This is a genomic window from Verrucomicrobiota bacterium (genome assembly GCA_039192515.1).
Classification (GTDB): domain Bacteria; phylum Verrucomicrobiota; class Verrucomicrobiia; order Methylacidiphilales; family JBCCWR01; genus JBCCWR01.
In genome coordinates, this window is the sequence record JBCCXA010000036.1 from 20694 (window position 1) to 36822 (window position 16129).

The following is a 16129-nucleotide window of genomic DNA, read 5'->3' on the forward strand; positions in this document are numbered from 1 at the left end:
TTTACTCTTAATGTTTGAAGGCCACTGCCTCAATCTCAACCAAAGCTCCTTTGGGTAAAGCCCCAACTTCAACGGTAGCTCTTGCTGGATAAGGCTCACTAAAAAACCCGCCATACACCTCATTTACAACCGGGAAATCACTCATAGATTGCAAATATATAGTTGTCTTGAGCACTTGGTTCCATCTTGCTCCCGCAGCAGCTAATACTTGGCCTAAGTTTTCAAGCACCTGTTTGGTCTGTTCTTTGACACCTCCCTTAACCAGCTCGCCTGATTTAGCATCTAGAGGAATTTGCCCAGAGCAAAAAATCAGGCTATCCCAACAAACAGCCTGAGAATAAGGACCGATCGCTTGAGGTGCATTCTCCGTTGCTATTACTCTCTTTTCTGTAGCCATGAACATCTCGGTATAGGCCAGTGATAGACACCTAGCAATGAGAAATCATGCGCTGCTTATCAAAAGGAAACTACAAAAAATGAAACCTCTGCAACGTTAGCAGTCCAAGCCAATACCCCTGAGAATAAGGAATATTTCTGATTTTTTCTAAGAAACTTCTCCTGCACTTGCTCAATAAAAGAAGTTATTGGATGCGTCCTAAACACAAAATATTTAATTGCACGGTATGTAGTCCGAAATTAGTGTAAATGAACAGTTTGAGCTATTCCGCCTATGCTCGGCTAAGAATTTGTAAAAATAATTAAATGAACGAAGTATCCCCAGCCCTCGTTTATACAATCACCATCATGTCTGCTATCGGCTTCACCGCCTCCATTGTTTTCGGTGTTAAATTTATGCGGGATCGTGTTAAAAGACTGAGTAAGAAGTTTGACGAAGATCCTGAGCCCCAAGCCGCAGAGCCTCAGCCATCTTTTCTAGAGCGAGCTCAAAGCATGATCCCTAAAGTAGAGGACTTCACAAAAGCCAAAGCTTCGGTCAAAGATACCTTTGTTCCAAAGATCAAACTTTCTGACAATCCATTTGAGCAACTCAGAGAAAGCTGCGCACTTCTTCAAAATACAGAAGAACCTCCCACGCCAGCACAAATCCAAAATATGGAGAAGCTTTTTTCCCTCATTGAGCAACAACACCCTCAGAGCAAAGATGACCTCACCCGTTTTCGTGCTCAACTCAACCGTGTCTCTACAGACCCTTCTCAACTATTTCTTTTCCTCATTGAACTACACAAGTGGACTGACCAGCATAAAGGGCTTTGCTCTTCATAATTTCTCCCCCTTTACCTTTTTAGCTATGCTCATTGATACACACTGTCATCTGGATTTCCCTGATTTCAATACCCCAAGTGATGAGCTTAAGCGCGTCATTGAAAACGCCCATCACGCTAAAGTTGAAAAACTCATTACCATCGCAACAGATCTCAACTCCAGCAGGCGCTGTGTGGAAATCGCAGAACAGTTCCCATCAGTCTATGCCACCGTAGGCATCCACCCCTGTGATGCAAATGATAGCGTATTGGAAGATCTCCAGGAAATCGAACAGTTGCTCAGTCACCCAAAGGTTTTAGCCATTGGAGAATGCGGCCTCGATCACCACAAATTAAAAGAACGTAATCCAGAAACTGATATCGGCAGCCTTAAGTCTAAACAGATCGACATCTTCCAAGCTCAACTAGAACTGGCTTGTAGTCACCAGAAAAATATGATCATCCACCAGCGCGACTCGTGGGAACCCGTTCTCAAACAAATCAAACGCTACACGGGTAAGTTCCGCGGTGTCTTTCACTGCTTTGGAGGAACCCTTCAACAGGCTCAAGAAGTCATAGATCTTGGTCACCTCGTCTCCTTCACTGGTATTGTCACGTTCAAGAAAGCAGTGGATTGCCAAAACACTGCTGCTCAAGTTCCAGCAAATAAATACATGCTTGAAACAGATAGCCCTTTCTTAGCCCCGGTGCCTTACAGAGGTAAACGTTGTGAACCCGCGTATACCGCTCTCATTGCTCAGAAAATTGCGGATTTACGTCAAATAACAATTGAAGAAGTAATCCAACAAACGTTTCAAACAGCTAAAAGTTTTTTTAAACCCATTGGTCAGCCTTTAACTGCGAGCCATCATCGATGAAAAATTCCATCTAAGGCATTGTTCGAGTTTAAGCAATAGCCGAAACGGAATGGAAGACATGTGACCTCTTGCAGCCCCTATTTTTAGGGGTACGTTTCCTATGTTATTTTATGCCTTAATTAAGACTCGAGTTATTTGCTTTTGCACTTCGAGACATCAAATGAATGAAAGGACAAAAACATGAAACGATTAGAATCATTTATCATAGCAGGTATCCTTGTTTGCCTGGCTATTACCTCTCTGCACTCTGCTGAAAAAACAAAACTCAAACCTGAGCAGATTAACAAAAAAATTGGAGAATATCCATTAACCATCTGTGTCATCACCACGAATAAGCTTGGCTCTAAAGATGATCCTTTTGTCTATCGATACCAAGGACGGGAAATTCATTTTTGCTGCAAGAGTTGCGATGACACATTTGAAAAAAATCCCACCAAAGGTCTAGCCATGCTGGATGCCGCAGTCATTGCCCAGCAAAAAGAATCCTACCCATTCAAGGAATGCCTTATTTCTCAAGAGCCCCTTGTAAAAGGTGAATTGGTCAAAACCATCGATAATAACAACAATTTATTTCTTACTTGCTGTAAAATATGTGCTGAAGACTTAAGGAAAGACCCTGAAACCTACCAAACAATGCTCCAAGAAGCTTATAAAAATAATTCATAACTTATTGGTCAAAGCAGCTAGCGCGTAATCTCTATTCAACTGATTGATGAAATTAACACTGATTCCTTTTGGGCAAGCTGCTTCACAAGCATAAGTGTTCGAACAGTTACCAAAGCCTTCGGAATCCATGGTATCTACCATGTTAAGAACACGGCGACTTTTCTCAGCTTTACCCTGTGGCATGAGATTAAGATGTGCAGCCTTGGCTGAAACAAAAAGCATAGCGGAAGAATTTTTGCAGCTGGCCACGCAAGCACCACATCCAATACAGGCTGCAGCATCCATGGACTCATCTGCAATCTCTTTAGAAATAGGAATGGCATTTGCATCTGGAGCTGCACCCGTTGCCACTGAAATAAACCCTCCTGATCGAATGACCCGCTCAAAGGAGGAGCGGTCCACCATCACATCCCTTAAGACGGGGAAGGCATGAGAGCGAAATGGCTCTACCACAATGGTTTCACCTTCTTCAAAACTCCTCATGTAAGTCTGACAGGTCGTGACCTTTTTTTCAGGGCCATGTGGCTCTCCGTTAATCACTAATGAACAGGCTCCACAAATACCCTCACGGCAATCATGGTCGAAGTTGATAGGCTCTACACCTTCATGAATAAGTTGCTCATTGGCCACATCTAGCATCTCCAAAAAAGACATATCAGAGTGTATATTCTTAACTTCATAGGTTTCAAACTGCCCTTCGGTATCTCGATTCTTTTGGCGCCAGATCTTAAGTTTGATATTCATTACTTATAGCTCCTTGTGACCATCTTCACTTCTTCGTATTTTAAATCCTCTTTGTGTAGCTTCGGGCCTCGACCGTTTCCATATTCCCATGCAGAGACATAAGCGAACTGATCATCATGTCTGAGGGCTTCACCCTCCTCTGTTTGATGCTCTGAGCGGAAGTGTCCACCGCAAGATTCTTCACGATCTAGAGCATCGCGGCATATCAATTCGCCCAGCTCTAAAAAGTCCGCCACTCGACCTGCTTTTTCTAATTGTTGATTGAGCTCCTCTCCGGTTCCTGGAACATGTACATCGCTCCAAAATTCTTCGCGCAGTTGCGGTATCTCTTGTACCGCTTCCTTTAAGCCTGACTTATTGCGAGACATACCACATTTATTCCACATGATTTGACCGAGCCGTCTGTGAATATCACGAACGGTTTGCTTCCCCTTAATATTGAGAATCTTTTGGTTATAATCCCTAACGGACTGAGCCGCTTCCTTGAATTCATCCTCATCACCAGAAGGCCTCGCGGCACCTTCCTCCGCTAAAAAGCGTCCTATAGTGTAGGGTAGAACAAAATAACCATCTGCTAACCCTTGCATCAAAGCACTAGCACCTAAGCGATTAGCACCGTGATCTGAAAAATTAGCCTCACCTGCTGCATACAAACCGGGAACGGTCGTCATGAGTTCATAATCAACCCAGAGTCCTCCCATCGTGTAATGAATGGCAGGGAAGATTCTCATGGGCTTCTCGTAAGCCAATTCACCGGTGATCTCCTTGTACATATCAAAGAGATTGCCATAACGCTCCTCAATCGTATGCCTACCAAGTCGGTTAATGGCATCACCAAAGTCTAAATACACTCCAAGTCCAGTCTTACCGACTCCACGACCTTCATCGCAAACCTCCTGGGCAGAGCGAGACGAAATATCACGCGGAGCAAGGTTGCCATAGCTCGGATATTTCCTTTCCAAATAATAATCTCGATCCTCTTCAGCGATGTCACGGGGATCTTTCTTGGCGTCTTCAGCTTTCTTAGGAACCCAAACGCGTCCATCATTGCGCAATGACTCTGACATCAAGGTCAACTTGGATTGATAATCACCTGAGACAGGAATGCATGTTGGGTGAATTTGCGCATAACAGGGATTAGCGAATAAAGCTCCCCGTTTGTGGGCACGCCAGGCTGCTGTTACATTGCAACCGATTGCGTTAGTTGAGAGATACCAGCAGTTGCCATAACCACCTGTGCAAAGCACTACCGCATTAGCTACGTGAGTGCTGATCTCACCCGTCACCATATTCCGAACAACAATACCCTTGGCCTTTCCATCTACTAGAACGACATCCAGCATTTCTGTGCGCTCATACATTTTTACTGAGCCTAAGCCAATCTGCCGTGATAAAGCCTGGTAAGCTCCTAATAGTAATTGTTGTCCTGTTTGACCTCTCGCATAAAAAGTTCGAGAAACCTGGGCACCTCCAAAAGAACGGTTCGCCAGAGTCCCACCATATTCTCTTGCAAAAGGAACGCCTTGGGCTGCGCATTGATCAATGATGTTGGTGCTTACCTCCGCTAAACGATGCACATTTGCTTCCCTGGCTCGGAAATCACCACCCTTAATCGTGTCGTAAAATAAACGCCAAACACTGTCGCCGTCATTTTGATAATTTTTTGCCGCATTAATACCGCCTTGAGCAGCAATACTATGCGCGCGACGAGCACTGTCCTGATAACAAAAACATTTAACATGATAGCCAAGCTCACCCAGTGAAGCTGCCGCTGAAGCTCCAGCTAGCCCAGAGCCTACAATGATGATTTCATATTTCCGCTTATTGTTAGGAGCTACTAACTTAACATTGCGTTTATAGCTGCTCCATTTCTCCGACAATGGACCCTCTGGTATTTTTGCATCTAGATTCATAATTAATGTCCCACTCCTATTAAGCTAAACAAAATTTGATGCGTCCCTGTGATCACTGCAATTGGCACAGAACTCATCCCCACAAAAATCACCCAGGCAAATACCGTCCCTCCATGATCAATGATGACCTGGTATCCCCGACCTTTTAAACCGAGTGACTGAAAAAAACTCTGGAACCCATGGCTCAAGTGCCAAGCAACCAAAGCCATGCTAACGATGTAAAAACCAACAACCCAAGGTTTTTGGAAAGCTTTTTCCACCATTGTGTAGACATCATGAACCTGTTGTCCGTGTAAATCCGCATGCAAGTCATTAAAAGATTCACCTTCCAGAGTCGTTGAGATAGCTGGTACATTGCGCGTCGTAAAATGAAGAATATGAAAAATAATAAAAACTGAAATGACGATTCCAGTTAAAGACATAGTTCTTGAAGCTAATGTTGCCGTAAGGGGCTTTTTATCCAAATATTCCTTAGGACGGGCTTTTTTATTCTCAATTGATAGCGAGATAGCCATCCATATATGCAGTATAGCGCAGGTGAGAAGCCCAACTCGAAATAACCATAGCGCTTCCGGGATAAAACGTAAAACATTAGCCGCATAATGATTGATCGTGTCTTGTCCAAAAAAGATAAGTGTGTTACCTATCATATGAATAAAAACAAAACCACAGAGCGCCATTCCGGTAACTCCCATGATCAATTTTTTACCAATTGACGTCGTAAACAGTCTAGTTACTACTGTCATAAAATAAATAAATCTTTATAAAACTTACGTTGTTATTAATCTCTACTTATAATAAAAGGGCTAAAAGCGAGAGTGTCAAAATCTAATGCCCAGTAGGCGCAGGAAATAAATAATACTTATATTATTAACAATTTCTCTAATATTAAATCTAAGGATTTCTCTGGCCTCTCTACAATTTCTGCATGCCATCCTTGATTCCTAGCCGCGCCATCAAAATATTCATCATCACCAATGAGAACGATCTCTTCTGGCTTGAAATGAACTCGCTTTTGTGCCAACTGAAAAATCATGGGATGAGGCTTCTCAACCCCAACTTCGCTAGAAATAATAATTTGCTCGAAATATGGGCTCAGGGCAAGGCCATCCAAAATGGCCCTAAGGCGCCTATCCCAATTGGATAATACGCCGCAAGACATCCCTTTGCTCTTCAAACGCTGTAACGTTTCCTCCACTTCTGGGAAAAGTCTCCACAAATCTGCTCTCTCAAATAGTGTATATACCTCCTCAAAATAGTCATCAAAAGGGAAATCCTGTGGCATCTGCGGATAAACTGACCACGTTCTTCTAACGACCTCTTTCCACCAGCCCTTATCATCCATGACTCTGGCCCCTTCTTGGGGATCACGAGGTTTCATCTGCTTCCAGGTATGGATAAAGGAACGGTGCAGAAATTCACCATCACCTTGCCAACCATAATGGCTCGCAACCTCTGCATAGATGACCCCTACCTTTCTGGCAGTTCTCAATAAAGTGCCCCCAGCATCGAAGAAAATAAATTTTATCACCATCTTGACTTAGCCATCATTGACTATACTTTTCAACTAAAGAAGTTCCCGGATATATTGCTGCCTTGGCTCCATTCAAAATATTTTTACTATATCTTTATAGTCATGAGCATTCAGATTGTTCGTTTTTTTAACCTAAGTCATTGCTTATCAATAGTCTAAATAACTTTTTCCATATTTTTTTGCTAATGCAGTTGATTAGTTTGTCGATAAATTTTCTTTGGGAAGGATAGGAATTATGTATAGCAAACGAAAAAACAAGTACAGTCAGATAAAAGAAGAGAAGCCCACCCTTTTGATTTGCGCTTGGACCAAGAAAATCATGGTGGATGATCGCTGGATGACTCTTGAGGACTTCCTAGAAAACCGTTGCGGCTATCAAGTCTCTCATGGCATTTCAGACCCCAGATTACTTTACCGAGTGATTACTTCTTAGTAAAAGCCTCATAGATGAGAATAATTGCTTCCGACTAAGATCAAGGTCTCGGAGTCCGATATCTCAGGTAGATATGGAAATCTCAGGCATAGGACAAGATGTCTTTAGCGCTTATACTCTGCGCTATGGGAATCAGGGAAATATTCCCAATTCACAAAATTCCGCTTCTGCTCAGATGCCAAGAATCTCTATTTCATCATCAGAACTTCGTCCAGGAGAGCTCAGTCCCGAAGAAAAAAAGCTCGTCGAGAAGCTAAAGCAACGTGACCGGGAAGTTCGAGCACACGAACAAGCTCATGTCAGCGCAGCTGGGGCCTATGCCCGAGGAGGACCCATTTACACCTACCAAACCGGACCAGATGGTAAATCCTACGCTATAGGTGGAGAAGTTCGGATCGACACGTCTCCAGAAAGCACCCCGGAAAAGACACTCGAGAAGGCACGGGTAATCCAAGCTGCCGCCACAGCACCAGCGGAACCCTCCCCACAAGACAGCGCCGTAGCAGCTCAAGCAGCTCAGATGGAGGCACAAGCTGCCACTGAAATACGGGAGAAAAAGCGTGAGGAAAAAGAAGAAAATGAATCAGGATCCTCATCTAATAACCGCTCTAACTCTCTACCTAGCCTAAGTGAAACTCTGCAGAAACTTTATGATCAAAGTTTTGATCCGAAAGAGAACCAACCTTCTTTTAGCTTATTAGCGTAGAGCCCATTACCGCTTCATCATTCTCGTTTGAAATTTGGCCAATAGATCCTAAATTTCACTTGTCATTAAACCAGGCTCGGCTAAGTAATTTGATGTGCCGATTATTGAGATATGCTTGGGCATCTCCATAGGTAGCTTACTCTACCTCCTAGTTCGTTGCGTCATTTCGGGCTTCTACACACTCGAACAAAATGAACGGGCTGTTATCACTACCTTTGGCAGAGCAGAAAGAGTTCTCGGCAAGACGACGCTTGATGATCCTGTTTGCGAACACCTACCCCAAAGTGATCGCGAGCGCTACTGCTACCCCCAAGTCCGCGTCGTTGGTCCGGGGGCTCATTTCAAACTGCCCTGGCAAAAAGTTCACAAAGTTTCCATAGCCATTGAAACAGCCAACCTGGCCTATGATCCCATTACACCGCAAGCAAACAGTGGGGGCACTATTCTGGAAGCTGTCACCAAGGATCAGCTAAATATTGGCATCTCAGGCCAACTGCGCTATGCCATCTCCGAGCGAAATCTTTATGCGTATCTGTTTGGAGTAAAGAATCCAGTCGCACACATTCTAGGTTATTTTGTATCTATCCTGCGTGAACGTATAGCCAACTTTGAGGCCCCTGCCAAAGACTCACTCCCCCTTGCAGAAGACCAGCCTGCACCGGAAGGCATTGACCTGGAAGGCATCTCCATTAATGATCTACGCAAGAACCTTAACCTACTTAACGAGCAAATGGATCAAGAATGTCTCTCATCGGCAGCGCGCTATGGTATTATCCTAGACGCATCTTTGATCACAGGAATTGACCCACCCTCAGAAATCGACTCCGCACTTGCCGCCATCAATACCGCTAATAACGAAGTATCCTCTGACATTAGCGTTGCCAACGCTTTTGCAGACCAACGAATTGTCGAATCCAAAAAAGCAGTGGAAATCCAAACGATGCGTGCCGAGGCGGAAGTGCAACCCTTACGCTGGCTTGCTGAACAATTAAAACAACTCAAGGATAGTGGGAAAGACGCCATCCCAGCTTACCTACGCAATGTTCGCCTGGACCTCTACCAAAGAGCACGACGCATCATTTTGGACATGAAAGAATAAGTAAAGGGACTCTGATATGCTAATAATACCCGTTGCCCTAGGAACATTCATTCTATGCTTTTTAGTTGTTCCCATAATTTTGGGCATCGGCAAAGCCCTGGGCTTCTACACCATTGTTGATGAATGCAAAAGCAAAGTCTTCATCCTCTTTGGTAAAGTGATCACAGTTATTGATGAGCCTGGACTCCATATCCTGCCTACTAAGCTCGGCTTTCATGCCTTCCTCGTTGGATTATTTGGGCAAGTTCATGAAATTGACCATCGTCTCGATCAAGAATACCTCCGCTCTCAGTCCGTCAATTCAGAAGAAGGAACACCTATGGGCATAGGCCTTTGGTATGAAATGAAAGTCAGCGATCCCGTCGCTTACCTCTTCAAAAATACGGACCCTAGAGGTTCCTTAAGGGCAAACCTAAGTAATGCCACCGTCCGCTGCTTGAGCAACATGCCTTTGGAGACCTTGATGCAGGACCGGCATGCAATGAGTCGTTTGGTTCGTGATGAAGTGACACCCAAGACAGAAGCTTGGGGCTATCGACTTGGCTCAGTCTATATCCGAAAAGTTCATTTCCGCGATCTAGAAATGCTTCGCCAAATTGAACAGAAAGTTGTGAACCGCCTGCGGCAAGTCACCTCAGCGATTCGTCAAATGGGTGCCAACCAAGTGGATGTCATTAAAAGCACCGCCGAACGTGAAGCAGCTGCGGAATTTGCCCGCGCTCGCGCCATGCGCCCTTACCTTGTCGGTGTCGCATTGCAGGAAATCGCCCAGGACAACGAGATCATGGACGCGATGTTTGAAATCCTAGAAACTGAAAAAATGCTCTCCGGTGAAGTGGACCTCACACTTGTGCCTCCAGAGCAAAAAAGCGGCTTACTCTCGCAGCTCTTGGCCTCAAGCAAGCCTGCCTAGCCATCACCAAGAATGCTATGCGATGAATAGCCCTAGAGTCATTCAAGTTACCCAAAGTCATTAGGGTCATCGCTCAGACCTCTAATAGAAGCATGCTGATAGTCAACCTGATTAGAGGGTTAGGATGAGGTTGCTATGTCTCTATTTACAGGCCAATCACTTACCATATAGATTCGTAAAAGGCCATCGGCGCACTAGAGTGTCTAACACGCCAATGGCTACTATTTACAATAGATTCTATTGAACCCGGACAATGTCATAGAAGAGATGCGTAAAAGATTGAGCCACAAGGAAGGAGAATCGATGAAGAAGTATTCGTCCGCCCTAAATCTCATCTATTGCATTCTGTCTTTTCCATCATCATTTCAAAGACTATCACCAAGGGATTCTTTCTTTTTTATTCAAGTACCTGTCAAAGAAAGCTAGCTGCACTTGAAAATTTGCCTCCGTATCCCAAAAACGCTGACTGGGAGGGACTCTGCCTCCTGCACGGCCAACCCCCTCAAAAGTGCTAGAGTAGCTTTTTTTCTAAAACTAATACTGGCAAAGAACTCATCGGTAGTTCCTCTGAACTCATCTGCACTTTTAAAAGCCTTTTTAAGTTTTTTAAAAAAATTTCTGCATTGTGTATAGGGTATAACATCATCTTCTAGACCTGCCTGAACAAAAAATGCTCCGTCACCTTTGTCTATATAGGTTGTAGAATTTACTAGTTTCACTTTATTGGTTTTTCCGTCTACATCAAACCCCATGTAAGAAGATTCTCTTCGTGTATTTATTTCAAATCCTAGTGCCTCTGCCTCCTTCACTAACGTTGAGAAGTCAATAATCGGATACCACAAGAGGGATGCTTGAACATCCGAGGATTGATTGGCACAACCCAACTCTCTACCCTCCAATTTGCCGAAAAAAACCACCGGATCACCAAACTTGATAAGTTAAAGATATGGATCTCAATAGGTGAAAGCTCTAGCAGCCTTTAGATTTCTAGGGATTAAGATCTTGCTCTGATCTTTAAGTCTCTATGGCATCATTCGGATTTTACCCAACCAGGTTAGAATGTATCTAGCGCACATGTAAGCGAACAAATATAGCTTTGTTATCATTTACAAGAACAGGTGCAACCACCTGTTGGTAACCTTCAGGATCACTTATCTGTGTTGTCAAAGACTCATCTATTCGCACAGGACTCCAGTCATCTTCTTGCAGAGTTGTAGAAATTTCCACGATATAATCATTCAGATCAATGCCAGTTTGACGTCGATTAAACCTAAAATGATACAGCTCACTCCCCACCAAATGAAGACTGGGAATGAGATGGCTATCATCGCTTGCTGTCGAGCCACCTAAGGCATACTCCAGTTTTGCTGCCAAGCCATCACCATCAAAATCTGTTTGCCAATCTATAGGAGACACTTCCAACAAACCTGTTTCGCTCATTAACCACTGGTCCGCCTTTCCAGCATCATCCAAGCCAAAATAAACCGTTCCATCAAAACCATCTTCACCAGTATTATTAACCCCGTTAGATTGCCCACCTTTGACCGTAATGATTGAACCGCTTGCGTCATATGATTGATGATAATAAACAGCAATACGACCACCGCCGCCACCACCGCCGTTTAGCTGACCACCACTGGCATCACCCCCATCGCCTCCTTCAGCATTAAGCAAGCCTTTTATTTCTACTGTTTTTCCACGCAAAAGGATGGCTCCCCCGCTGCCACCACCAGATGTTAGTTGATTTGAACTCGAAGCGCCATCTCCGCCTCTAGCAATAATTTGACTAGCGACAGACACTTCAAGATGATCTTGCGCGACAAGTCCAATAGCGCCACCTCCAGCACCTCCCCCTTTATTGCGTGATCCACCAGCACCACTTCCACCCATTAGAGTTGTCAGATGTGGCTCCCCGTATGCAACACCCCCTTCAAAGGAACTATCCCCTCCAGCTCCACCGAAACCTCCACCAGCAGATGATATATCATCACGACCTGTTCTGTTACCAGAGCTTCCTCCAAGACCTTGCCCATCAAATGGGTAACCCGTTGAATCAGGACGATTGGCATCCCCTCCGTTACCGCCCCCTGCCACTCCTATACCATGTGCCGCATGGGAACCTTTTGCTCCTTCGACAGTGATGATGGTGTCAATCAACATGTCCTTTTTCGACATGATGATTAAGGGGCGTGATCCGATGATATGAGGTTCTGTCGCAAAATTTACATCTTCAAATGAAAAAATAGCTATCGTTGAACAATCGGAATTTGCAGCAAGTTCTCCCAAACCCGTTAGTCCCCCTGTCATTTTAAGGCTATCTGTGTCAAAAGTAATAGCAGGTGTGGAGGATGTGATCGCTCCAAGTGAGCTGAAGTTCTTTGGATTTAATTTAGATCCAGTAACGCGGTTGACTTCCGCAATAGGAACCGTGACTCTTACTGTGCCAGATCCTCTATAAGTAATTTTATTCTGCGGGTCAGTATGATCGACCTGTTTAAAAGTATATCGAAAGACATAAGTTCCAGATTCACGGCAAATGAAACGGGTAGACTGTTCCTTTGGATCCATAATTGTCACAGATTCAGGCCCGCTTACTAAAGTCCATTTTGATGTTGTAGGGTAGTTGGATGGCAGTGGGTAAAGAACCGTGGCATGTAACTCATTTTCCTCACAAAACATAAACTCAAAATCTTCCCCAGCATCTACTTGAACAGGGAAGAACTCCGGCAACCATGGAGGATCCCCATCTCCTGACCAAGCAGCCAGGCTATCCCAGATAGGCCCCTGGCGCTGTTCATTTGTTATAATTCTTTTGACCGCATGAAAACCTAGTCGGTCTTCTAATTGCTTGTAATACAAACTGCGAGGAGTTACTGGCGTGTTATGAGATTCCCAAAATCCTGCGGGTGCTTCTGGAGCCCATATACCTTCACGACGCTTACCAACACAGCCGATAGCAAAATTCATGGCTGCCTTCGGTGTGTCGCAAATGAGGCTTTCAGCCTCACAATTCCAAAAAACGATTTGCGCCCCCGCCCACCCGTGACCTGACCCAGAACTTTTACGGTTTTGCATATGCAACTCACCCTCTTTAATATTATCGTAGAGATGTCCCTCCGAATATCGGTGATGGGGGCCACTATCGGAGTAAGTATTTTTTGCCAGACTGTCAACGAACACAACCGGCCCAGGAGTTCTCGAACCAGTTACATAATCGTGTCGACCCTCCTCACTATAACATCTTTGAATCAAGACATAACATGCGTCATCGACATAGAATGGATAACGCCTACCCCCTACTATTTCCGACTTGGGATCTAAAAACGCGCAATCCTCAACCGTGACATATTGACTGGCATTGGCCACCTCAACCAAACTATGACTGAAATGCATACCTGTAACCTGCCGAACCCACGCGTGCTCCGTTCGCTCAAACTTAATAGCGTTCCAGGCATGAGCCTCGTCCGTGTCACTTGTGAAAGATGACTTGAGTCTCAAACGTTCAATACCTACTTGCTTTACTGCATCCTCAAAGTGATATTTATAAATACTACCGCCTCCATACTGAGCCTCTATTGCATTGGTCAGAGGGGCGTTGACTGTTATCCTATTGCCATTTATAGCTGTGATCATTCGCGGGCTGTTGCTCCTATATCCGGACGGAGTCCACCCATAGGGTCCCATCTCTAAAATATCAATCCATGCTTGGTTAGGTGTTCTGCGAACGATGATCCTATCTCCGACACGATAAGCTGCTGAAGAATCCACATTAAATGAACGAGAACCGCTCGGAACAAAAGCATCCGAAATCCCCGAACTAGTCCCACGAATCTCTACCCAACCACCATTCCCAGTTACCGCAAAAAAATCTTCTTTCACATTGCCTGATTTCGTCATCACGGTCCCATCAGGGCCTTGCCCTTCGCCTCGAATAACAATGCCACTCGCCTTAATCCTGAGTGTTTTTGACACTTTATAAGACCCCGCTCGAAGTAACAAAGCTCCACGGAAACCCGCAGATGATAGTGGCATAGCACTGAGTTCATCTATGGCTGCTTGGATTCTCTTATAATCGTTACCATTGCCAGGCTCAGGATCCAAAACCTTGACAACAGGAACCCAGGGGATAGCAACTCCGCCACCCTTGTATCCAACAGTGGAGAAGTCCATCATTCGATTCTCTTTGGAAGCCTGACCATGATTAGCGTAGCCTGCATAAACAAGCTTTTCCTCTGCTCCAGGATAAACAAGTGAGGAATAAGGTCGCGCATACACGCCTGAAAAACTGTATGCAGAGCTAATCAATAGGCTTATAACATATATTTTCATGCCAACGTCTATAATTCCAATAATAGTAAAACATACTTTTTGTTAGATTACATCTTTAAATAGATACAGGTAGCATTATTCTCTTCAATTTTGTAAACACAAACCTGCACAATCAGATAAATAAATGTCCCTGTTCTGGCTATTTCGCAGCCAAAAAGTGCAGCCTAGAATAAAAAAAAGGGGCAACAAAGATCCTAATAAACGAACTACTTCAATCTATCACTTCATTGCGGCTGAGCCTAGAAGAGGTGTTGGCTAATCACAGAGGCCATTCCGTCTTCTTGAACCTCTGTTTTCTAATCGCAAGAAACCATAGCCTCTAAAAAATATATATAACTAAAGATATTTTTTGCTATTCACTCTCATTCTGGCGTTGGCTTTTCTCTGGGGATGACAACCTCCAATTGAAAGCATTGACACCGTGAATCGAATGGCGCTTTGCCATAGTTCGGATCAACCTAGTAGTAAAATCGACAGGAATATTTACAGTGTCTTCAAGCTGCGGATTTGTCTCACTTGCACCTAGCTCACCATCTGGCAGAGTAGCCTTCATAGGTTCCTCTACGTTTGAGAAAGCTTCCTTAATTTTAGAGTCTGCTCTAGGAACTGACATGGTGGAAAGCAATTGCAATTGGACACAACCAATCAGGACAAAGTCTCCCGGTGTTAAATAAATTTCGCCTACCAATTTGTTATTGTAATATATCCCATTCTTAGATCCTATATCTTCAATTTTAATGCTGTCTTTACTTACAGTAATAGAGCAGTGGCGCTTTGAAATAGAATCGTGATCTATAACTAATTGGGAAAGCTCAGCGTCAGACCCAATTATCACTCGACCAAGCCCTAACTCAAAGCTTGTACCCTCTAAATGTGTGTTTTCAATTTGAAGATAAACCTTAGTAAGACCCAAGGATCTCGATTTACCTATGGAGAATGCCATGGTCTCCCTTGGAAGTGAAACATGTTTGGATGTTAACTGGTCAACATAGCTTAGTAGATCCTCTTTTCGGTCAAATGATCCTTGAAGGCTAGTAAACTCATCCAATATGTCTTTGGTTTCAATATTGCATCTAACCCGATTGGAAACAATTTCCGGTACCCAACTAATTTCTGGACTTTCCCAAGTGAGCATATCGAGAATTGCCATCTTGTGGCACAAATTCTGAGTAAAAGTATGAGTAATTAATCCTTTGGTAAAATATATTTCACCAGCATCATCTCCTTGAGTACTTTTCACGCGTAAGCAGCCGGTTTTTTCGCTACTACCTGCAAAACGAATGTGCTGCATGAGTTCCTGTCCTACCATAAATAAAGCTCTACGTTTTACATATATAATTCGTCAAAAAAATCTAAATTTTAAATTATTATCTCTAGAAACAGGCGTTGGCCGAGCTATTATCCTCACCAGCAACAAAGCTTTTAGTCATTGGGCTGATGTCTTCTGCGAAGATGCTGCTATGGCTAGTGCGGCTCTCGATAGACTCCTTCACCGTTCTACAGCCCTAAACATCAAAGGACAAAGTTTCCGCCTAAAGGAAAAGAAAAAGGCCGGGTCAGATTAACTGATCGTAAACGTCATGCAACGCACCGTTTGAAGTGGTTGGAGTCATAGATATCATAGGAGTTATGATGCTGGCAACTATGGCAGAAGAGAAAACGATCATACTAAAGACCGATGTCTTGGGCAGAGTGACGATGCCCAAGGAGAA

General features: G+C 44.0%; 16 protein-coding genes. 8 read left to right on the top strand and 8 right to left on the bottom strand.

What is annotated here, in order from left to right; translation table 11 throughout:
* Window positions 1–7 precede the first annotated feature (7 nt).
* A complete protein-coding gene (locus tag AAGA18_13260) occupies window positions 8–403 on the bottom strand; it encodes a RidA family protein (protein MEM9446306.1) in 396 nt (131 codons plus the stop codon).
* A gap of 299 nt (window positions 404–702) precedes the next feature.
* Between AAGA18_13260 and AAGA18_13265 the strand changes: the two genes are divergently transcribed.
* From AAGA18_13265 to AAGA18_13275, 3 genes are all read left to right on the top strand, one after another.
* Complete coding sequence (locus AAGA18_13265) at window positions 703–1224, top strand: hypothetical protein (protein MEM9446307.1); 522 nt, start codon at window positions 703–705, stop codon at window positions 1222–1224.
* Window positions 1225–1249: 25 nt separating this feature from the next.
* Window positions 1250–2080, top strand: coding sequence for a TatD family hydrolase (locus tag AAGA18_13270; protein ID MEM9446308.1), 831 nt, complete (start codon window positions 1250–1252; stop codon window positions 2078–2080).
* Between the two features lie 180 nt (window positions 2081–2260).
* Window positions 2261–2746 (top strand): TRASH domain-containing protein, encoded by a 486-nt coding sequence (locus tag AAGA18_13275; protein MEM9446309.1) that lies wholly within the window; start codon window positions 2261–2263, stop codon window positions 2744–2746.
* On the opposite strand, the gene AAGA18_13280 is transcribed toward AAGA18_13275, so the two are convergent.
* From AAGA18_13280 to AAGA18_13295, 4 genes are all read right to left on the bottom strand, one after another.
* A complete protein-coding gene (locus AAGA18_13280; protein ID MEM9446310.1) occupies window positions 2741–3490 on the bottom strand; it encodes a succinate dehydrogenase/fumarate reductase iron-sulfur subunit in 750 nt (249 codons plus the stop codon). The genes AAGA18_13275 and AAGA18_13280 overlap by 6 nt on opposite strands.
* Entirely contained in the window at window positions 3490–5403 is a 1914-nt protein-coding gene (locus AAGA18_13285) for a fumarate reductase/succinate dehydrogenase flavoprotein subunit (GenBank protein ID MEM9446311.1), read from the bottom strand. Before AAGA18_13285 ends, AAGA18_13280 begins: the two co-directional genes overlap by 1 nt.
* 2 nt (window positions 5404–5405) lie before the next feature.
* A complete protein-coding gene (locus AAGA18_13290) occupies window positions 5406–6149 on the bottom strand; it encodes a succinate dehydrogenase cytochrome b subunit (protein MEM9446312.1) in 744 nt (247 codons plus the stop codon).
* 116 nt (window positions 6150–6265) lie between these two features.
* On the bottom strand, window positions 6266–6937 hold the full coding sequence (locus AAGA18_13295; GenBank protein MEM9446313.1) for an HAD-IA family hydrolase: 672 nt from the start codon (window positions 6935–6937) through the stop codon (window positions 6266–6268).
* Between the two features lie 235 nt (window positions 6938–7172).
* On the opposite strand from AAGA18_13295, the gene AAGA18_13300 reads away from it, so the two are divergent.
* From AAGA18_13300 to AAGA18_13315, 4 genes are all read left to right on the top strand, one after another.
* The gene (locus AAGA18_13300) at window positions 7173–7370 is read left to right on the top strand and encodes a hypothetical protein (GenBank protein ID MEM9446314.1); all 198 of its coding nucleotides are present in this window, start codon (window positions 7173–7175) and stop codon (window positions 7368–7370) included.
* 73 nt (window positions 7371–7443) lie between these two features.
* Window positions 7444–8076, top strand: a complete 633-nt coding sequence (locus AAGA18_13305) for a putative metalloprotease CJM1_0395 family protein (protein MEM9446315.1) — start codon at window positions 7444–7446, stop codon at window positions 8074–8076.
* 103 nt (window positions 8077–8179) lie between these two features.
* On the top strand, window positions 8180–9175 hold the full coding sequence (locus AAGA18_13310; protein ID MEM9446316.1) for an SPFH domain-containing protein: 996 nt from the start codon (window positions 8180–8182) through the stop codon (window positions 9173–9175).
* A 16-nt stretch (window positions 9176–9191) separates the two neighbouring features.
* Window positions 9192–10088 carry an SPFH domain-containing protein gene (locus AAGA18_13315; protein ID MEM9446317.1) on the top strand — a complete coding sequence of 299 codons (897 nt, stop codon included), beginning with the start codon at window positions 9192–9194 and terminating at the stop codon, window positions 10086–10088.
* 422 nt (window positions 10089–10510) lie between these two features.
* Here AAGA18_13315 and AAGA18_13320 read toward each other — a convergent pair whose 3' ends face one another.
* The 3 genes from AAGA18_13320 to AAGA18_13330 all read right to left on the bottom strand — a co-directional run bounded on the left by AAGA18_13320 (window position 10511) and on the right by AAGA18_13330 (window position 15708).
* Entirely contained in the window at window positions 10511–11005 is a 495-nt protein-coding gene (locus tag AAGA18_13320) for a hypothetical protein (protein MEM9446318.1), read from the bottom strand.
* Between the two features lie 148 nt (window positions 11006–11153).
* Complete coding sequence (locus AAGA18_13325; GenBank protein MEM9446319.1) at window positions 11154–14417, bottom strand: hypothetical protein; 3264 nt, start codon at window positions 14415–14417, stop codon at window positions 11154–11156.
* A 352-nt stretch (window positions 14418–14769) separates the two neighbouring features.
* Window positions 14770–15708 (bottom strand): FHA domain-containing protein, encoded by a 939-nt coding sequence (locus AAGA18_13330; GenBank protein ID MEM9446320.1) that lies wholly within the window; start codon window positions 15706–15708, stop codon window positions 14770–14772.
* Between AAGA18_13330 and AAGA18_13335 the strand changes: the two genes are divergently transcribed.
* The gene (locus tag AAGA18_13335; GenBank protein MEM9446321.1) at window positions 15707–15982 is read left to right on the top strand and encodes an ATP-binding protein; all 276 of its coding nucleotides are present in this window, start codon (window positions 15707–15709) and stop codon (window positions 15980–15982) included. The two genes, AAGA18_13330 and AAGA18_13335, sit on opposite strands and share 2 nt — an antisense overlap.
* Window positions 15983–16129 lie beyond the last annotated feature (147 nt).